Origin of the sequence: Denitrobacterium detoxificans, assembly GCF_001643775.1 — a bacterium.
Taxonomy (GTDB): Bacteria; Actinomycetota; Coriobacteriia; order Coriobacteriales; family Eggerthellaceae; genus Denitrobacterium; species Denitrobacterium detoxificans.
In genome coordinates, this window is record NZ_CP011402.1 from 1,632,093 (window position 1) to 1,650,283 (window position 18,191).

Consider the following 18,191-nt stretch of genomic DNA (forward strand, 5'->3'; position numbering starts at 1 on the left):
TTCTCAGGCGAAATCCTCACTGAAGATAGCGCGTCCAATACGTACTATAGTAGACCCCTCTGAAATGGCACAACGCCAGTCTTCACTCATGCCCATAGAAAGTTCAGACAAGGGCGAACCCTGTGCACCGCGCCATTCGCGGTTGATCTTATGTTCCAATTCTCGCAGATGAGCGAACGTTTCGCGGGCGATTTCCATATCGCCGCGAGGCGCCATGGTCATAAGACCACGCACGCGCACGTGCGCCAGACCCTCGGCCACGGAAAGCAGATCGTTTATCTGCGCGGGAGCGATGCCACCCTTGCTCTCCTCACCCGAGACGTTCACTTCAAGCAGGATATCCTGCACCTTTCCCACCTGCTGCGCAGCCGCATCAATCTTGGGAAGATGAGAGGCCTTGTATACCGAATGCATGAGCGTGGCGCAGGGAACGATGTCGTGAATGCGCCTCGACTGCAGGTTCCCGATGAAATGCCATTGCTGGCTGGGATACGCGGCATGCTTTTCCATAAGCTGTTCGGGGCGATTCTCGCCGAAAGCGCATGCCCCGGCGTCGATGGCCTCCTGCACACGCGGAGCCTGCACCGTCTTGGAAACCGCCAAGAGCGTGACCTGGGAAGGATCGCGTCCGCAATCACGGCATGCCTGGGCCACTTCGGCGGCAACGCGCGTATACTGCTGGGAAATTGTCATTACTCGGTAAGCCTTCTTTCTCGTTTATAGTTCATTTCGGCTTAAATCGTACTTTCGCTATTGTCTCACAGCGAGAGCCCCATGTCTTCCGCAAATGCCCTGCTGGGCGCGATACGAATAGAACTTGCTGGTGTTACAGGCAGTGCAAATGTCCACATCGGCAATACGCTCGGGAACAATGCCAGCATGCTGCAAGTCGGAGGAAACCACGCGACCCAAGTCGACATGACGCGCATCAGGCGCGCAATCCTCGCCGAAAGCGATGGAAAAACGCTGCATGAGGTCGTTGCTTACCTCGAAGCATTCGGCATGAATGTAAGGGCCAATATAGGCATTGCATTCGCCAGGCTGGCAGCAGGAATACTCGCAAAGCGCAAGCAACGCACGCACGGCTACATGCCCATACGCACCACGCCAGCCCGCATGGGCCACGGCAAACGCGCCATTGGGCGCAACGAGGATAACGGGCATGCAATCGGCGAAGACGAGCAGGGCCGCACATTGGGCATCTTCCACCACCAGGGCGTCGGCTCCCTGCTGGGCGGTCTGACGAACGAGATTTGTCTCGTTCATGTAACGCCAAATGGCCACATCGGTGCCATGCACCTGCTTGGGCGAGATAATCTGCGCATTCGGAAAGCCAAGCGCCGAGAGCAGTTTTCTGCGATTCCCCTGCACCACCGCCGGATCGTCGTCGACGTATTCACCCAGGTTGAGCGAATCGAACGGCGAGACGCTAAAGCCACCGGCGCGCTCGGTGAAGGCAATGCGCACGCCGGAAGCTTCGAAGAGCGCTTCGTCGGTATACGCATAGATCGCCTCTTCGGAAGCAGAGGCATCGGAACGCAGAAAACGGCCCCGGGACAAGCTTGGAAGCGGAAGTCCTTGGGCCGTTTTCATGAGTGCTTCTTTACGTTAGCGCTGGCGTTTCAGGAAGTCGGGGATGTAATCCTCGTCGGAGAAACGACCGTTGCCGTTACCCGAAGGAGACGAGTACGCCGGCTGGCTGGGTGCCGCTTCTGCAACGGCGTTCGCAGTGCTGGCGAACAGATCGCGCTGGTAGTTCATGGCCGCCTGAGCAGCTTCCATCTTGAAGCCCGTGGCGATGACCGTAATGCGAACCTGGTCTTCCAGGGAATCGTCGACGATCTGACCGTAGATGATGTTGGCGCTTTCGTCGGCGCAACCTTCCACCACGCGAGCGGCTTCGTCGACCTCGGAAAGCGTGAGGTCGGGACCACCGGCGATGGAGAACAGCACGCGGGAAGCACCAGCGATGCCGGCTTCCAGGAGCTTGGAGTTCGTGGCCTGCTGGGCGGCGTCGAGTGCACGGTTTTCACCGGAGCAGATGCCAATGCCCATCATGGCGGTGCCAGCGTCCTTCATGACCGTGCGGATGTCGGCGAAGTCGAGGTTAATGAGACCAGGAATGGTGATGAGGTCGGTTACGCCCTGGATGCCCTGACGCAGGGTATCGTCGGCAATGCGGAACGCCTCGAGCATGCTGGTCTTCTTGTCGACCACTTCGAGAAGACGGTCGTTCGGGATGACGATGAGGGTGTCGACCTTCTGAGAGAGCAAATCGATGCCCTGCTCGGCCTGGTTGCGACGAAGGCGACCTTCGAAGCTGAACGGCTTGGTGACAATGCCGACGGTAAGAGCGCCGATTTCCTCGCGGGCAATTTCGGCAACAACGGGAGCAGCACCCGTACCGGTGCCACCACCTTCGCCAGCGGTAACGAAGACCATGTCGGCTTCAGCCAGCGCGTCGCGAATTTCGGTACGGCTTTCCTCGGCCGCCTGGGCACCAACTTCCGGGTTCGCACCTGCGCCGAGACCACGAGTGAGCTCTTCGCCGATGTGAATCGTCTTGTCGGCATCCGACATGAGGAGAGCCTGATGGTCGGTATTGATTGCAATGAATTCAACACCCTTGATTCCGGCTTCCACCATACGGTTTACGGCGTTCGTGCCGCCACCGCCGACACCTACGACTTTGATGACCGCCAGGTTGTCAGGTCCTTTGATATTCGGCATATTTTCCTCCACAGTGCTGCGTTTGCTCTGCTGCGTTTTTTCAAATCCTTGGGTGTATCTGCGTACAAAAAACTGCACACTACGGGAATTGTACACGATGAATAGGCGTTTGCAAATGCTTAGGCGCTGCTCACGCTATTAATTGCGTTCGCCGTTCACAATTATGGAGAAAGCGGACTGCGCTTGAAGCAATTCCAGGCCCCTCAACGCCCCGCGAAAGCAGCGCAATCGCCCACCTGCGCAAAAGCCCCTACGACGAGAGTGCTCGATACGTGGGGCTGGTAACGACGCGCACGTTGATGTAGGAGATTGCGTCGGGATGCTGCTCCATGAGCTCCAGGCACACGCGTTCCTTGTCGCGAATGTTCTCGGCCTCGCCGAAGGCGATCTGCACGCCATTGCTGAGCGTAAGCACGGTATTCGCCGAGTCGGTAGCCGACACCGTGGTCACGGAATCGGCGAGCTCGGTGGAAAGCGACGACACGATAGTAAGGGCGTTGAGCACGCTCTCATCGGTGCACACGGAACCTACCTGCGGGTTTACGCCATACGGCACATCGGTGATGTGCAGCACGCTTTCGGCGTCCTCGTAAATCTGCTGGCTGATGTTTGCCGCTTCGGCACTCCCCTGCTCGGGAATCTTCATGAGCCACGTGCCATCGGACGCGATGGCCCAATCTTCAGATTGCTGGTCGGAAACGGAAGTAATCGTAACGACCGCAGCAATGCTGCGTTCGGTGATAACGAGCTCGAGCGTATCGGGGAAGATGCGGTTCACTGCAGCGTCTTCCACCCATGCGTCGGATTCCAAGCGCTTCTCGATAGCGCCCGCATCGACGCGCAAGAGCGTGGTACCCGAGGGAACCTGCGCCAACTCGGTCATTTCGCTCGCCGTAAGATGCGTGCAACCGGAAACGGTAACCTGCGAAACGGTGAACAGACTCGACCAATACACGACCGTACCCGCGATAGCCAGTAGAACCAGCAGCACGAACACGATAATGACGCGACGAATGCCACCCGAAGAAACGGAAGGAGAAGAAGACCTGCGCCCCGCCGACGAGGCACGGTTCAATTCGCCAATGGATACCGACGAAACGCGCTGCGTTGGACGGCGCGACGATGTACGTGAAATGTTCGAAGGACGGTACGCGGCACGCGAACCCGCACTGCGCTGAGAGGCGCGCGCTCGGCTAGAAGCGGAACGCGCAGTAGGGCGGGAGCCCGAAGACGAGGAGCGACGGCGCGCCCTAGAATCCGAGGAACCGTACCTCCGGTTTGAGTTCGATGCCATGTTCCTGCTTCACCTTATGCTGTGCCAACTGGATAAGTTCAATTACGTCGTGCGCGGAAGCTTCGCCGGTGTTCACGATGAAGTTGGCGTGCTTACCCGAAATCTGTGCCCCGCCGATGCGCGTACCCGACAGGCCGCAGCCCTCGATGAGGGCGCCAGCATGCTGGCCGCTGGGGTTACGGAACACGCTACCACACGAAGGGAAATCGAGCGGCTGCGTGCGCTTGCGACGCGCGAGCGACCCCTCCATTTTCGCACGGATGAACGCTTCCTGCCCGGGCTTCACGGACAGAACGCATTCAAGGATAACCTCACGGGGCGAAAACGAGGTACTGCGATAGCCCCACTGGATGTCGCTCGCCGCATAGCGCTTCAGCCCGCGGTCGGGATCGTACGTGGTGACCGAGACGACGCGCGTGCTCATGCCGCGCTCGCTCGTACCCGCGTTCATGCGGATGGCACCGCCAACCGTACCTGGCGTTCCCACGGCGAATTCCATGCCGGAAAGACCACGACGAAATGCCTCCTGCACGATGCGCGAAAGCGAAACGGCCGCGCCCACCGTAAAGTGAAGCGACTCCTCGTCGTAATTCCACGTGCGAAATTCACCGCACAAATGCACGACCACGCCGGGAAACCCCTGGTCGGAAACGAGCAGATTGCTTCCGCCGCCAATAACCGTCCAAGGAATGCCGGCTTCCGAGCACACTCCAAGCACGCGCTTCAGATCGCCAAACGTAGCCACCTGGGCCCAGCATGCGGCAGGCCCACCCACGCGCAACGTGGTACGACGCGCCAGGCGCTCGTCGAAGCGAAGCTCGCTTTTGGGGGTCAGGCTAAGCTGGCGCAGCGCGCCAATCTGCGAGGGCGTCATAAACCTATGCGTTCGCCTTGTCCTGCAGGGCCGCAAGCAAGCTGGGACCCATAGCAGTAACATCGCCCGCACCCATGGTGATAACCAGGTCGCCGGGCTTCACGCGTTCGACGAGCGAAGGAACGACATCGAGGCGATGGTGAATATACGTAAGCGAAGGATGGTCGCTGGAATCTTCCAGCACGTCCATGAACGTCTTGCCGTTCACGCCAGGCACGGGCACTTCGCCCGCAGCGTACACGTCCATGAACGTGACGGAATCGGCCTGATCGAAGGCATGTGCGAAATCGGAGCGCAGCACTTCGGTGAACAGGGGAAGACGGGAATAGCGATGCGGCTGGAACAGCACGTGCACCGCATTGAAATCGAGCTTGCGAGCCGCCGAGATGGTGGCTGCGATTTCCGTGGGATGATGCGCGTAATCGTCGACGATGGTAACGCCATTCGCCTCGCCCACTAGGTCGAAGCGACGACGTACGCCCGCGAATTCCGCCAGGGCATCGGCCGCAGCCTGCACGTCTTCGCCCACGCCCCACAGAAGGGACAAGGCACCCGCGGCATTCAGCACGTTATGACGGCCGGGATTCTGCTTCACGCGACCCTGCACAGTGGTACCGTCGGGCATCTGCAGCACGAAGATGCTGCCCACGCCCGAAGCACCCCACGAGAGGATCTTCACGTCGGCGGTCTTCGTCTGGCCGTAGGTAATTACGCGACGACCCGTGCCACGAGCCAGCTCCACGAGCTCGTGTTCCTCGTCGCACACCACGACGACACCCTCTTCGGGAACGGACGCCATGAACTCGGCGAACTTCGCGTAGATCTCATCCAGGTCGGAATAGTGATCCAGGTGGTCAGCTTCCACATTCGTCACGAGCACGCCCAGCGGATCGAGATACGTAAAGCTCTTGTCGCTTTCGTCGGCCTCTACCACGTAGTACTCTCCCGAGCCGGAATGGGCGTTGGTCTGGTAGGCGCGCACGATACCGCCAATGAGAAACGTGGGGTCAGCGCCCATGCCATCCAGGATGGAAGCGACCATGGAAGAGGTAGTGGTCTTGCCATGCGTGCCGGCAACGGCAAGCGTCTTCTTGCCCATGCCCAGTGCAGCGAGCATGCGAGCGCGATGCACGACGGGAATGCCCAGGCGCTTGGCTTCAACCAGTTCGGGATTGTTCTCCATGATGGCCGTAGACACCACGACTACATCGGGCAGCGGATCGGTGGGGATGTTTTCAGCTGCCTGGCCCACGAACACCGTGATACCGGCTTCCTCGAGCTGCTTGGTATAACGGCTTTCCTTCAAATCGGAACCCGTGACAACCATTCCCTGGTCATGGGCTACGCGAGCGATGCCGCTCATGCCCACGCCACCGACGCCAATAAAATGAACTCTCTCGATTTGATTCTGCGTCATGACGACCCAATGTACCTTTCGCGCTTCTGCTTTTGGAAACACCTATTCTAGACCGCTGCGTCTAGCGTGTAGCGCCTATCACAACATCTGCCAATTTGCTTGCCGCCTCATTCGTCCGAAACGAAGCAGCCGCCGCATGCATGCCCTCGCGAACCGAGGCGTCGTCGACGAGTTTCGCCAGCAAGTCGGCAAATTCGGGAGACTCCACCTGATCGTCGGCAATCACATACGCCGCACCGGCATCAACATACTCGCGTGCGTTAGTAGTCTGATGATCGGCCGTGGCATAGGGGAACGGAACGAGCAGGGCGGGAATGCCCAGCGCGGAGATCTCGGCAAGCGACGTAGCGCCCGAACGGGAAACAACGCAATCGCACGCGGCAAGCACGTCGCCCATGCGATCCTCGTAACCCACGACCGTCCAGCGATCCTTCAGCTCCTCGGGAATATCAAGCTGTTCGCACACGGTGTCGTATTCCTTTGGTCCCGTAATGTGACGCACGTAGAGATTCGGGCGCTTCAGCAGTTCGCGAGCCTGCTGGCAAAGCGCCGTATTGATATGGCGCGCACCCAGGCTACCGCCAAACACCACAAGCATAAGGGCGTCCTCGGGCACGCCCGCATACGCACGACCCGCTTCGCGCGTGGCGTCGAACACCGACGAGCGCACAGGATTGCCCGTAACCACGAGCTTGGAAGCGTCCCCTACCGCATCGCCGGCAACGCGATACGTAAGCGCCACGGCTGCGGCCTTCTTCGACAGGTACTTATTCGCCAGGCCCATGATGGAGTTCTGCTCGTGCACTACCACGGGAATGCCAAGCTGCTCTGCAGCACGGCCCACGGGAATGCACACGTAGCCGCCAAAGCACACCACGCAATCGGGCTTCACCTCGTTGAACCAGGCGCGGGCCTTCTTCGTGGAGGAATTCATGAGGCGCAGGGCCTTCACGATGGTGGCAGGATGGTTGCGGTTGAACCCCGTAGCGGGAAACGCCGTGAACGGGATACCAGCCTGGGGCACCAAGCGGGACTCCACGCCCTGGGGCGTACCCGCGAAGTACACGGTATGGCCGCGACGCTGCAGCTCGTCGGCAAGGGCGAGCGCGGGATTGATATGACCGGCGGTACCACCGCCAGAAACGACGATGTTCATTGTCTATCTCCTTCTACGGGACCGCTGCGTTGAACGTGAGGAGCGCGAGCTACTCGTATTGCGCGGCCTTGTCGATGAGGAACGCGGACGTTCGGAAGAACGGCGGGGACGCTGCGAGGAACGGGAAGACGTGCCACGCGACGAAGACGTCGGGGATTCCGCGCGCACAACGCGCAGGTTCTCGCGACGCTTCTGGTACAGCCCCGATTCGCTGCCCGACGCGAACGAAACGGAAAGAATCATGCCCACAAGCAAATACGAGCCAATCATGGACGAACCACCCGAGGAAATGAACGGCAGCGGCTTGCCCGTAGTGGGCAGAAGGCCGATGACGCAGCCAATGTTCAGGAACGCCTGGAAGACGAGCATGATGGTGCAACCGCCGGCAATCATGGTGCCGAACAGGTCGGGGGCATTACGCGCGATGCGCAGGCCCGCCCACAGCACGCAAATGAACAGTGCCACGATGACCACGGCACCCACCAAGCCAAACTCCTCGCCAATGATGGCGAAAATGAAGTCGGTCTCGGCTTCAGGCAAATACAGGTACTTTTCCGCGGAATTGCCCAGGCCCACGCCGAACAAGCCGCCTTCGCCAAACGCATAGAACGCGCGGATGAGCTGGTAGCCGGATCCATACGGATCGGCCCACGGGTCCAGGAACGCAAAGCGGCTGGAACGATAGGCTGCCGAGGCGATACCGAAAATGGCAACGAGCACAATGAGGATGAGGAAAACCACGAAATAGCGGATCGGCACCTCGCCCAGCCACAAAACGGCGACGATGCCCACCAGGCAGATCATAGTGGTACCAAGGTCGGACTGCGTGATGAACAGCAGCCCCAGGGGCAGGACCACGAGCAAGCCAGCGCGAATGAGCGCCTGACCCAGGTCTATTTCACCCTCGACAAGTTCGGCGTACACGCGAGCCGCCATGGCCAGGAAGGCGACCTTGGCGAATTCCGACGGCTGGAAGCTAATGGGGCCAATAGAAAGCCAACGCTGCGCACCCAGCCCCACCGTGCCAATGAGGGCCGTGAGCAAAAGCAAGATGATGGTGCCAAGCATGAAGGCATCGAGCAAACGCCCACGCCAACGGTAATACGGAATGAAAATCGACATAGCCGCGCACATCACCAAGCTAAACAGAACGATGCCCAGCTGCTTGAACAGATAGCTCGTTACGCTCGCGTCCTCGTTTATGGCTTCAATCGTGGAAGACGAGAAGACCATGATCAGGCCGAACACGGTCAGCACGATGACCGAGGCAACCAGGGCCACACGCGGAATGACAACATCACGCGAACCGCCGAACAGCACCGACGAAGAACGTCGTGCACTGCCGGCCTGGGATGCAGGCAAAGAAGAGTTTTTCCTATCGCGCGCCATCGGCTACCTATGCTTGGGCCCGCTGGGCAACCATCGCCTTGAACACGCGACCGCGCTCCTCGAAACCCGAGAACTCGTCGAATGATGCGCACGCAGGGGAAAGCAGCACGATGTCGCCTTCCTGGGCGTGGCTCAGGGCCTCGTCGAGGGCATCTTCCAGATGATCGGCCAGATAGACCGGAATGGTGGCCGCCTGGAACGCTTCGGCGAAACGGTCGCGCGAAGCGCCAAACAGAACCACGGAGGCACAATGCTCGTTCGATTGCGCTACCAGCTCGTCGAGCGCGGTAAGCTTGTCGGTACCGCCCAGCAGAACGATGGGACGACGCGGGTCGAAGGCGGCAAGTGCCTTGAGCGTGGCATCCACGTTCGTAGCCTTCGAATCGTTGTAGCAAGACACGCCATGAATCTGCCCACAGCCCTCGAGACGATGCTCAAGCGAGGAAAACGTGGCGAGTCCCTCGGCAACCGCTGCGGGAGCCGCACCTGCGGCAAGCGCGGCAGAGGCGGCGGCAAGCGCGTTAGACACGTTGTGCTCGCCAGGGATAAGCAGGTCGGAAGCCTTGCAAAGCGCATGTTCTTCCCCACCCAGGGCAACCACGAGCATGCCGTCTTCGCGCAGGAACGCGGCATTTTCGCTACCGCATGCAGCGCGCATGTCGCCCGCGATGCCGCGGGCGGTTCCCACGGGAACGTAGGCAAACCCACGTTCCTGAGCAGGCTGTGCCTTCAGCGAGCGAACCGTGGCACGCACAGTGTCATTCACGGCATCGAGCACCGCGGTGGCATTCGGGGTGGCAGAAAGATTGGCCAGTACCTTCAGCTTCGCATCGACGTAGTTCTGATGCGTACGATGCCAGGTAACGTGATCAGGCGTGATGTTCAGCAGAACGGCAACATTGGGCGCAAAGCGCACGGTAGAAGCCAGCTGATACGAGCTAACCTCGGCAACGTAGACATCAGTCTCGTCCAGACGCACGGCATCCAGGCACGTATCGCCAATGTTGCCCACGGCATTCGCCTTCATGCCCGCATGTTTCAGCAGGTGGGCAATGAGCGAAGTCGTGGTGGTCTTACCGTTGGTGCCCGTGATGGCCACCCAAACGGAGCTTTCGGCGCTTTCGCGCCACGCAAATTCAACTTCGCTGATGATCTCGGTGGAAGCCGCCTTTGCAGACAAATAGAAATCGCTGAACTCGGAAATACCAGGCGAGGCAATGCACAGGTCATACGAGCCGGTAATCACCTGCGTGTCAAATTCAACGGTTGCGCCCGCCTCCTGGCACGTGCGCGCAAAGGCGATGGCGTCCTCGTTCGAGGTACCACCCGCAATGTGCAGCGACTCGACGCGCGTACCCATAAGGCTCGCACAATAGGAGGCTGCAGCCTTGCCGCTCTTGCCAAGACCCAAAATGAGAACGCGCCCCAGATGTGCCGGGGCGCTCTTACGACCGGAGATGAAACTAGAATCCATGCGTTTACACTCCCATTTCCACGAGGGATTCCGCGAAATAGATGATGAAGCCAATGGCTGCCAGCGTGCCCGAGACGATCCAGAAGCGGATGACCACCTTCACTTCGCTCCAGCCCTTCTTCTCGAAATGATGATGAAGAGGCGCCATGAGGAAGATGCGCTTCTTGGTGCGCTTGTAGTAGAACACCTGGATCATGACGGAAAGGGCCTCGGCCACGAACAGTCCGCCCATGACCAGGGAAAGCACTTCCGTCTTCGTGAGTACGGCCAGGCAGGCAAGCGCCGTGCCCAGAGCCAGCGAACCGGTGTCGCCCATGAAGATGTCGGCGGGATACGCGTTGAACCACAAAAAGCCAATGCAGGCGCCGCACAGAGCGCCGGCAAAGATGGACACGTCGAGCATGTCGGAACGATACGCGATGATGGCCATGAACAGCATGACGACCATGACCGTACCGCTGGCCAGGCCATCCAGTCCGTCGGTGAGGTTCGTGGCATTGCTCATGCCGGCAATGAGAACCGTAACGAACAACACGTAGAGCCATGGGATGGAGATGCCATCGCCAATGGGCAGCACCGTGGTAAGCACTCCCATGTCGATGTCGACCACAAACGGAATGCTCACCGTGGGAGAAACACCCACCCAATTCACTGCTGCGATAACGAATACGATGGCAATGAGGAACTGAACGACCAGCTTCCCCTTCGGAGAAACGCCTTCGGTGTTCTGGAAGCGAACCTTGGAATAGTCGTCGATGAGCCCCAAAAAGCCCGTAAGCAGCGTGGCTGCGAGCAGTAGTACCGTAGCCGGCGTGAAGTCGTTGATGAGCACGACGGCAACGAGCAAGCCCACGAGCATAACGAGGCCGCCCATGGTGGGCGTTCCCTGCTTGATGAGATGCGTCTGGGGGCCATCGTCACGCACCTGCTGGCCAATGTGGTCGCGTTTCATAAGGCGAATGAACGCAGGCATGGCCACCAGGACGACCACAGCTGCCACCACGGTTGCCAGGAACAGCTGGAACGACGGATAGGGAGCGTAAAGATTCAGCATACTAGGACACCAGTCCTTCAACGACGACTTCAAGGCCCACGGAATGCGAAGCCTTCACGAGTACGGCGTCGCCCTCATGGAGCGAGCCTTCAAGCTGGGCAAGCGCGGAAGCAGCATCGTCAACGCACGAGATGGCGCTTTCCGCTAGACCCTCTTCGGCAGCCGACTGCGCGATGATGCGCGCCAGCGGCCCCACGCAAATGAGGCGGTCGAGACCCGCCTGGGCAGCAAGTTTGCCCACGCGACGATGACCGTCTTCGGCGAACGAGCCAAGCTCGCCCATATCGCCCAATACGGCAACGCGGCTACCCTGCGTGCGCATGGCCGCAAATGACGCAAGCGACGCACGCATGGAATCGGGGTTCGCATTGTACGCATCGTCGATGACGATAACGCCCGAGGGCGCGGTAATGACATTCTGCCTGCCCGTCTGAGCCCGCGCTTCACCGAGCACGCGCGTGATGAGAGCAGGATCCATACCCGCGCTTACGCCGCACGCGGCAGCCGCACAGGCATTGTGAACGTTATGCACGCCCGGCATTGCCAAAGAGCACGGCGCACTTCCCGCGGGCGTGTGCAGCACGAAGGAAGCGCAGCCATTGTCGGCAACCTGAATGTCGGACGCCCACACCGAAGGACGCAGCGACTCGGGGCGCTCTTCGGGGGCGCAACCCGAGCCGTCAAAGTGAACGAGCGTTGCACCATGCTCATTCACCTGGCCATATTCGGCAAGCTGCACAGCGTAATCATCACTGGAGTTCACGAAGGCCAAACCGCCTTCGGGTACCGCGAATAGGGCCTCGGCCTTCGCATGGGCAATGCCATCGCGGCTGCCAAGCAGCTCGATATGGCTTTCCCCAACGTTGGTGACGAGTGCCCAATGCGGCTTCACGAACGTGCAAAGCTCCTGCAGTTCGCCCAGGCCACGCATGCCCATTTCCACGACAACGAACTTCGTGTCCACGTCGGCACGAAGCACGGTAGCGGGAACGCCCAGCTCGTTATTCTGATTGCCCTGGGTAGCCACGGTAGAACCATGCGCCAAAAGCACGTCACGCACCAGGTTCTTCGTGGTCGTCTTGCCCGAGGAACCCGTTACCGCGATAACCGTGCCCTGCAGCTTCTCGCGCCACGCAGCAGCAAGCTGCGTAAACGCAGCTTGTACGTTGGGAACGAGCACAAGCGCAGCGCCAGCCTGCGCGATCTGGGCTTCCTCAGCTTCAGGAAGTCGATGCTCCACCAGGCACGCAACGGCGCCAGCCTGCGCGGCGGAAAGGCAGAACGTATGCCCGTCGACGCGCTGACCGCTAATGGCAATGTAGAGCGTCCCTGCTTCGACGTGGCGGGAATCCCACGTAAACGAGGTGCAGGTCGATTGACCCTGCACCCCATTGCAAATGCTTCCGCCCGTTACGGCGGCTATTTCTTCGGGGGTAAAACGCATGAAAACCTACTTCTGGCCAAAAGCCCTCTCAAGCTCTTCCGCCACGACTTCCGCGTCGGAGAAATGAAGCGTCTTGCCGCCAACGAGCTGATAATCTTCGTGACCCTTGCCCGCAACCAAAATGCTATCGCCGCTATTCGCTTCCGCGATAGCACGCGCAATGGCGCTGCGACGGTCGGGCTCCACGCAGAAGCGACCTTCGCCCTCGCCCATGCCGGCCACGATGGCGTCGATGATGGCGTTGGGGTCTTCGGTACGGGGGTTGTCCGACGTAACAACGGCGTAATCGGCGGCAAGCGACGTGCGGCCCATAATGGGGCGCTTCGTGGCGTCGCGATCGCCACCGCAGCCAAACACCACGATGGTGCGACCCGAAGAAAGGTTCTTCACGGCCGAAATAGCCTTTTCAAGGGCGTCGGGCGTATGCGCATAGTCGACGAATACCGACACGCCCCCGTCGTGCTGCGCGGAAATGCGCTGCAGGCGACCGGGCACCTGCGGAGCGGACTTCAGGGCATCGACGATGGTGTTCGCAGGGATGCCCAGCTCGAGGCCAATGCCAAACGCAAGCATGACGTTCGAAACGTTGAAGCGGCCAACGAGCGGATAGGTAAACGCATAGCGATTGCCGCGCACGTCGAGCTCGATGTCGGTATGCGTGGTGGCATACGTAACGCTCACGGGATGAATGAGCGCCTTCTCGTCGAAGCCCGTGGAGATGACCTCGTCACCCGCAGCGGCGCAACGACGCAGCAATTCCTGGCCCCAGGCGTCGTCGATGCAGATGACGCGCTTGGCAGGGTAATCGGAGGAAAAGAGGAGCGCCTTCGCCTCGAAGTAGGCCTCGAACGTCTTGTGGTAGTCGAGGTGATCCTGCGTGAGGTTCGAAAACGCGGTAACCGCGAAACGGGTGCCCCACACGCGCTTCAGGTCGAGTGCGTGCGAGCTAACCTCCATGGCAACGGTGTCGCACTTCGCATCGCGCATCTTGGCAAACAGCGCCTGCAGATCGCACGATTCGGGCGTGGTGCGCTCGGCGTGTTCGAACCGCTTGTCGATACGCACGCCCACCGTACCAATGACGCCCGTGCGCGCGAGCGCAGTGTGGGCGATATGCTCTACCAGGTAGGTGGTAGTGGTCTTGCCATTCGTGCCGGTAATGCCCACCAGGTCGAATGCGTTGGCGGGATGGCCATAGAAGTTGGCCGCGGCCTGCGCCATGGCCTTGCGCGAATCGGAGACGATAACCTCGACGACATCGGTTGCGTCGGCAAGATACACCTTGCGCTCTGCGACGATGACGCGTGCGCCATGGTTGATGGCGTCCTGTGCAAACGAATGACCGTCTACACGCAAACCGACGATGCAAAAGAATGCATCGCCGGAAGAAACGGTATTGCTGCTATAAGAAAGCCCTTCGACGACTTCCGAATCGTTGCCGATGATGGTGCAATCGATTCCCTCGAACAGCTCTCTGCATGTCATTCCCATAAAAGCCTGTCCTTTACTGAGCGGCGATTTTGTAGTGGTTTATAGCAAACGTCATTATATCCTTAAAGGCATTGGCAGTAGACCGGTCGCCAGGAACCTCCGTTACCCCTACAAAACAGACCAAATCGGAATCGGTATCGGGCAAATAGCCGATGAAGCTGATGTCGTACGACCCATCCACATACGTACCCGAATCGCCGGCATACTGGGCCGTGCCCGTCTTACCCGCTACGCTGTAGCCATCGATTGCCGCCTTCGTACCCGTACCTTCAGTAACAACTGCCTCCAACATGCCCGTAAGGCTGTCGACCGTGCTGCTGGTGATGAGCTTCGTGCCCTCGTACGTTGGCTCCTCGCCCGTTTGCGGGTAGCTCAACAGGAAATGAGGCTGATAGGCCACGCCATCGTTCGCCAAAGCGCCATAGAAGCGTGCCATCTGCAACGGCGTCACGGAAATACCCTGGCCGAAGCTCACGTTGTACGAGCGAACGAGCGACCACGTGCTCTGCTCGCTGCAGGAACCCGCCGATTCACCTGGGAAGTCCACGCCCGTCTTCTGAGCGAAGCCGTACTCCAGAATCTTGTCGTAGAGCGGCCCGAACCCGAGTTCAGCGGCGGCGAGTGACGTACCAACGTTGGACGATTCCGCCAAGATCTGCGTGAGCGTGAATGTCTGCGACGCACGGGCATGGGCATCCGACACGGTGTACTCGTCGGCTTCCAAGTACGCGGGGCAGTAAATCTCGCTTTCAGGCGTGAGCACGCCAGCCTCGAGCACAGCAGCCATGGTCACGCTCTTGAAGATGGAGCCTGGTTCGTACATCGTGTTAATGGGCATGAGCGTCGTGGCGCCCTCCTCCACCGTGGAACGGTCGGAGGGATTCAGGTAGGGCGTGGAGGCGATGGCCAAGATCTCGCCCGTGGCACCATCGTAGATAATCGAATCGCCACGATTGCCTTCGATATCCGACACTGCCTGGGTCAGGCGCTCTTCGAGATACTCCTGCATCTCGATGTCGATGGAGACAACGATGTCCTGCCCATCGGTAGCAGCAACCGTCTGCTGCTGGCCACCGGCGATGGGATAACCACCCTTGCCGTACTCGGCAACGATTTCGCCATCTTCGCCCGAAAGGACGTCATCGTAATACAGCTCCAAGCCGGCAATGCCATTGCCATCGGTATCGCACAGGCCAATGACCTGCCCCGCCGTTTGGCCATATGGGTAGACGCGCTTCGAGTCGCTTAGGAAGTACACGCCGTCGTAGCCCATGTCCTTCAAGGTGCTCGCCACATCCACGTCGGCCTTCTTGTAGAGGTACACGAACGTGGAAGTCGACGTGAGCTTCTTCGTATAGTCGGACTTCACGCCACCAAACAGCTGCACGAGCGTATCGGCCAGCCCACGCGGGTCGGTCACTTCGGAGGGATTGCAGTAGATGGTGGTTGCATCCACGCTCGTGGCAAGCACGTTGCCGTTTCGATCGTAGATAGTGCCGCGCTTCGCTTCCACGGTGATGGTCTCCGTACGACCCGAAATGGCGGTCTCGGCGTTTTCAGGCCCCACGATGAGCGTAAGGTAGAACAGGCGCCCCACAAAGAAAAGCACGACAAGCAGAAACAGTCCAAACACGACTGCCATGCGCATAGACGGGTTACCCGCCACCACATAAGGCGCGCGTTGACGCGACGATGAGGCGCGACCGCGCGAGCGATTGCGTTGGGAGGTTCTACGGGAAGACGCCATGAGATACGGCTAGATTCCTGCCGCGGCCGAAAGGCTAGCCGAAAGCGAAAGATTGCCCTGGCCGTCGTAGGTAACCACGTCGGTGTCAAGCGTAACGCTCTCGACGGAGGAGGCCTCCACCAGACCCAGCTGGGACGCACGCTCCTTCACGTGGCTGGGGGAAGCCAGCACGCTCTTCTGAACCTGCAGCGATTCGCTGCTCGAGCGAATCTGATCGACCTGCGAAGAGGTGACCTGGGATTCCAGCAACGTATTCACCGTGGCGGCCGTGAACCATACGCGCACGCATGCCACGACGGCGAACACCATGAGCACCGCGAAAGCGGCCTTTACTACGGTAACGAAAAGAGGAGAAACGGCATCGGCCTGTCGCGTGCCGGGAACGACGCGAACCTGCGTATTGCGTTCGCGACGCGGTTGAACCGGAGCGGCGTCATACCTATATGCTCGAGCGGCGGTTGCCAACGGTATCCCCTCCTTCCGAGGTTGATTCGCTTCGACCCGCGCTCGCTAGCATCACGAGACGGGCAGCTTCTGGGCAACGCGAAGTTTCGCGCTGCGCGCACGGGCGTTCCGTGCGACTTCTTCGTCCGACGGCAAGACGGGCTTGCGCGTAAGGACCTTGACTATCGGCACATTGCCGCACACGCACACCGGAAAATCCGGAGGGCATGTGCAACCCTTCGCGTATTCGGCGAAGGTGTCCTTCACAATGCGATCTTCCAGCGAGTGATAGCTGATGACCGCAATGCGACCCCCTGGGGCAAGCCAACGAATCGCAGCTTCCAAGCCGCTGCGCAGAACATCGAGCTCGGAATTGACCTCGATGCGCAACGCCTGGAAGGTCCGCTTGGCGGGATGACCGCCGCTGCGGCGCGCCGACGCGGGGATGGCCGCCTTGATGATCTCCACCAGCTGATCGCTCGTGGTGATCCTCTCGCGCTCCCGAGCCGCCACGATGAATTCCGCAATGCGACTCGCCCACTTCTCGTCGGAATACGTACGGATGACCCGAGTGAGATCTGCTGCGTTATAGGTGTTGATGATCTCTTCTGCGGTTAGGGTTTGTTTACCCGGATCCATCCGCATATCAAGTGGCGCCGTCTCCTTGAAGGAGAAGCCACGAGATGGCGTATCAATCTGCACGCTCGAAACACCCAGGTCGAACAAGAAGGCGTTGACCTCGGGAACTTCGGCTTGCAGGAGAAGGTTGTCCATCTCCCCGAAGTTACCGCGCAGTAGGTGCAGCTCGGGGCGCTGCTCGTCGGGAAGGGCCTGGAGCCGAGTTCGAGCAGCCGCAAGGGCCACTTCATCCTGGTCGATTCCGATAAGCGTTCCCTGCGCACCTATGCGCTTTGCTACTTCAAGGGAATGCCCTGCCCCGCCGAGTGTTGCGTCCACGAATGTGTGCTGTGGTTTGGGGTCCGTGTATTCGAGGCACTCGGCGAGGAGGACGGGGGTATGCCGATATTCGCTTGTCATATTGCTCACGTCTTGGTCCTAATCGCTGAACAGATCGGAGAAATCGATGCTGTCCATGAACTCGTCCCAACGCTTTGCATCCCAAATCTCCAGGTGGTCGTCGTTACCCGTAAGCACGACTTCCTTTTCCAGGCCAACGGCTTCGCGCAGGTCGGCGGAAAGGCCGATGCGACCCGAGCCATCCACTTCCACGTCGCGAGCGCGTGCATTCAAAGCGCGACGCAGGTTGACGTGACGGGAGCTCGTAGCCTTGTAGCCACCCTCGCTCTCGAAGAACGAAGCAACCCACGCGCTGAAAGCCTGGGGCTCGAACACGTAGAGGCATTCCTTCTTCGGGGACAGGGTTACCTTGAGATTCTTCGGAAGCACCTTCCTAAAGTCGGAGGGCATAGACACACGGCCTTTGGCGTCGAGCTTGTGATGATGCTCGCCAACCAGCTCGGTCATGCTGCCTCCTTCCTGGAACCGCTTCAGTGATTGACATTCTATCCCACTTTGCCCCACTTTTCAACACAACCATGCCCCACGACCACAAAATACTTGGGTTGATATGGGGTTATGTATTCCCCATTTTTCAGCTCAAAACAACATGCAGGGCCAGCAAAAGACCTGGAACTAGATATAGTGGGGCCTTGTGTA

General features: G+C 59.6%; 16 protein-coding genes. All 16 read right to left on the reverse strand.

The annotated features are described in order from the left end of the window. Positions 1 to 3: 3 nt before the first annotated feature. A complete protein-coding gene (locus AAY81_RS06910) occupies positions 4 to 693 on the reverse strand; it encodes a YggS family pyridoxal phosphate-dependent enzyme (RefSeq protein ID WP_066663122.1) in 690 nt (229 codons plus the stop codon). Positions 694 to 750: 57 nt separating this feature from the next. Then, a complete protein-coding gene (locus AAY81_RS06915; protein ID WP_066663124.1) occupies positions 751 to 1,593 on the reverse strand; it encodes a purine nucleoside phosphorylase YfiH/LACC1 family protein in 843 nt (280 codons plus the stop codon). 15 nt (positions 1,594 to 1,608) lie between these two features. Next, a complete protein-coding gene (gene ftsZ / locus AAY81_RS06920; protein WP_066665098.1) occupies positions 1,609 to 2,730 on the reverse strand; it encodes a cell division protein FtsZ in 1,122 nt (373 codons plus the stop codon). Between the two features lie 250 nt (positions 2,731 to 2,980). Then, positions 2,981 to 3,805, reverse strand: coding sequence for a cell division protein FtsQ/DivIB (locus AAY81_RS06925; protein ID WP_240480566.1), 825 nt, complete (start codon positions 3,803 to 3,805; stop codon positions 2,981 to 2,983). A gap of 175 nt (positions 3,806 to 3,980) precedes the next feature. Next, positions 3,981 to 4,898 (reverse strand): UDP-N-acetylmuramate dehydrogenase, encoded by a 918-nt coding sequence (gene murB / locus AAY81_RS06930; protein ID WP_066663130.1) that lies wholly within the window; start codon positions 4,896 to 4,898, stop codon positions 3,981 to 3,983. A 4-nt stretch (positions 4,899 to 4,902) separates the two neighbouring features. Next, a complete protein-coding gene (murC, locus tag AAY81_RS06935; RefSeq protein ID WP_066663133.1) occupies positions 4,903 to 6,315 on the reverse strand; it encodes a UDP-N-acetylmuramate--L-alanine ligase in 1,413 nt (470 codons plus the stop codon). A gap of 61 nt (positions 6,316 to 6,376) precedes the next feature. Next, positions 6,377 to 7,471, reverse strand: a complete 1,095-nt coding sequence (gene murG / locus AAY81_RS06940) for an undecaprenyldiphospho-muramoylpentapeptide beta-N-acetylglucosaminyltransferase (RefSeq protein WP_066663135.1) — start codon at positions 7,469 to 7,471, stop codon at positions 6,377 to 6,379. 3 nt (positions 7,472 to 7,474) lie between these two features. Next, on the reverse strand, positions 7,475 to 8,833 hold the full coding sequence (locus AAY81_RS06945; protein ID WP_240480567.1) for an FtsW/RodA/SpoVE family cell cycle protein: 1,359 nt from the start codon (positions 8,831 to 8,833) through the stop codon (positions 7,475 to 7,477). A gap of 34 nt (positions 8,834 to 8,867) precedes the next feature. Beyond that, positions 8,868 to 10,334 carry a UDP-N-acetylmuramoyl-L-alanine--D-glutamate ligase gene (gene murD / locus AAY81_RS06950; RefSeq protein ID WP_066663140.1) on the reverse strand — a complete coding sequence of 489 codons (1,467 nt, stop codon included), beginning with the start codon at positions 10,332 to 10,334 and terminating at the stop codon, positions 8,868 to 8,870. Positions 10,335 to 10,338: 4 nt separating this feature from the next. Beyond that, on the reverse strand, positions 10,339 to 11,388 hold the full coding sequence (gene mraY / locus AAY81_RS06955) for a phospho-N-acetylmuramoyl-pentapeptide-transferase (protein WP_066663142.1): 1,050 nt from the start codon (positions 11,386 to 11,388) through the stop codon (positions 10,339 to 10,341). Between the two features lies 1 nt (position 11,389). Next, positions 11,390 to 12,832 (reverse strand): UDP-N-acetylmuramoyl-tripeptide--D-alanyl-D-alanine ligase, encoded by a 1,443-nt coding sequence (locus AAY81_RS06960; protein ID WP_066663144.1) that lies wholly within the window; start codon positions 12,830 to 12,832, stop codon positions 11,390 to 11,392. Positions 12,833 to 12,838: 6 nt separating this feature from the next. Then, positions 12,839 to 14,323 carry a UDP-N-acetylmuramoyl-L-alanyl-D-glutamate--2,6-diaminopimelate ligase gene (locus AAY81_RS06965; RefSeq protein ID WP_066663147.1) on the reverse strand — a complete coding sequence of 495 codons (1,485 nt, stop codon included), beginning with the start codon at positions 14,321 to 14,323 and terminating at the stop codon, positions 12,839 to 12,841. A gap of 13 nt (positions 14,324 to 14,336) precedes the next feature. Further along, positions 14,337 to 15,965 (reverse strand): peptidoglycan D,D-transpeptidase FtsI family protein, encoded by a 1,629-nt coding sequence (locus AAY81_RS06970; RefSeq protein ID WP_240480568.1) that lies wholly within the window; start codon positions 15,963 to 15,965, stop codon positions 14,337 to 14,339. A gap of 114 nt (positions 15,966 to 16,079) precedes the next feature. Continuing rightward, on the reverse strand, positions 16,080 to 16,535 hold the full coding sequence (locus AAY81_RS06975; protein ID WP_066663151.1) for a hypothetical protein: 456 nt from the start codon (positions 16,533 to 16,535) through the stop codon (positions 16,080 to 16,082). A gap of 51 nt (positions 16,536 to 16,586) precedes the next feature. After that, entirely contained in the window at positions 16,587 to 17,552 is a 966-nt protein-coding gene (gene rsmH / locus AAY81_RS06980; RefSeq protein WP_066663153.1) for a 16S rRNA (cytosine(1402)-N(4))-methyltransferase RsmH, read from the reverse strand. An 18-nt stretch (positions 17,553 to 17,570) separates the two neighbouring features. Beyond that, complete coding sequence (locus AAY81_RS06985; protein WP_066663155.1) at positions 17,571 to 17,999, reverse strand: division/cell wall cluster transcriptional repressor MraZ; 429 nt, start codon at positions 17,997 to 17,999, stop codon at positions 17,571 to 17,573. Positions 18,000 to 18,191: the final 192 nt, after the last annotated feature.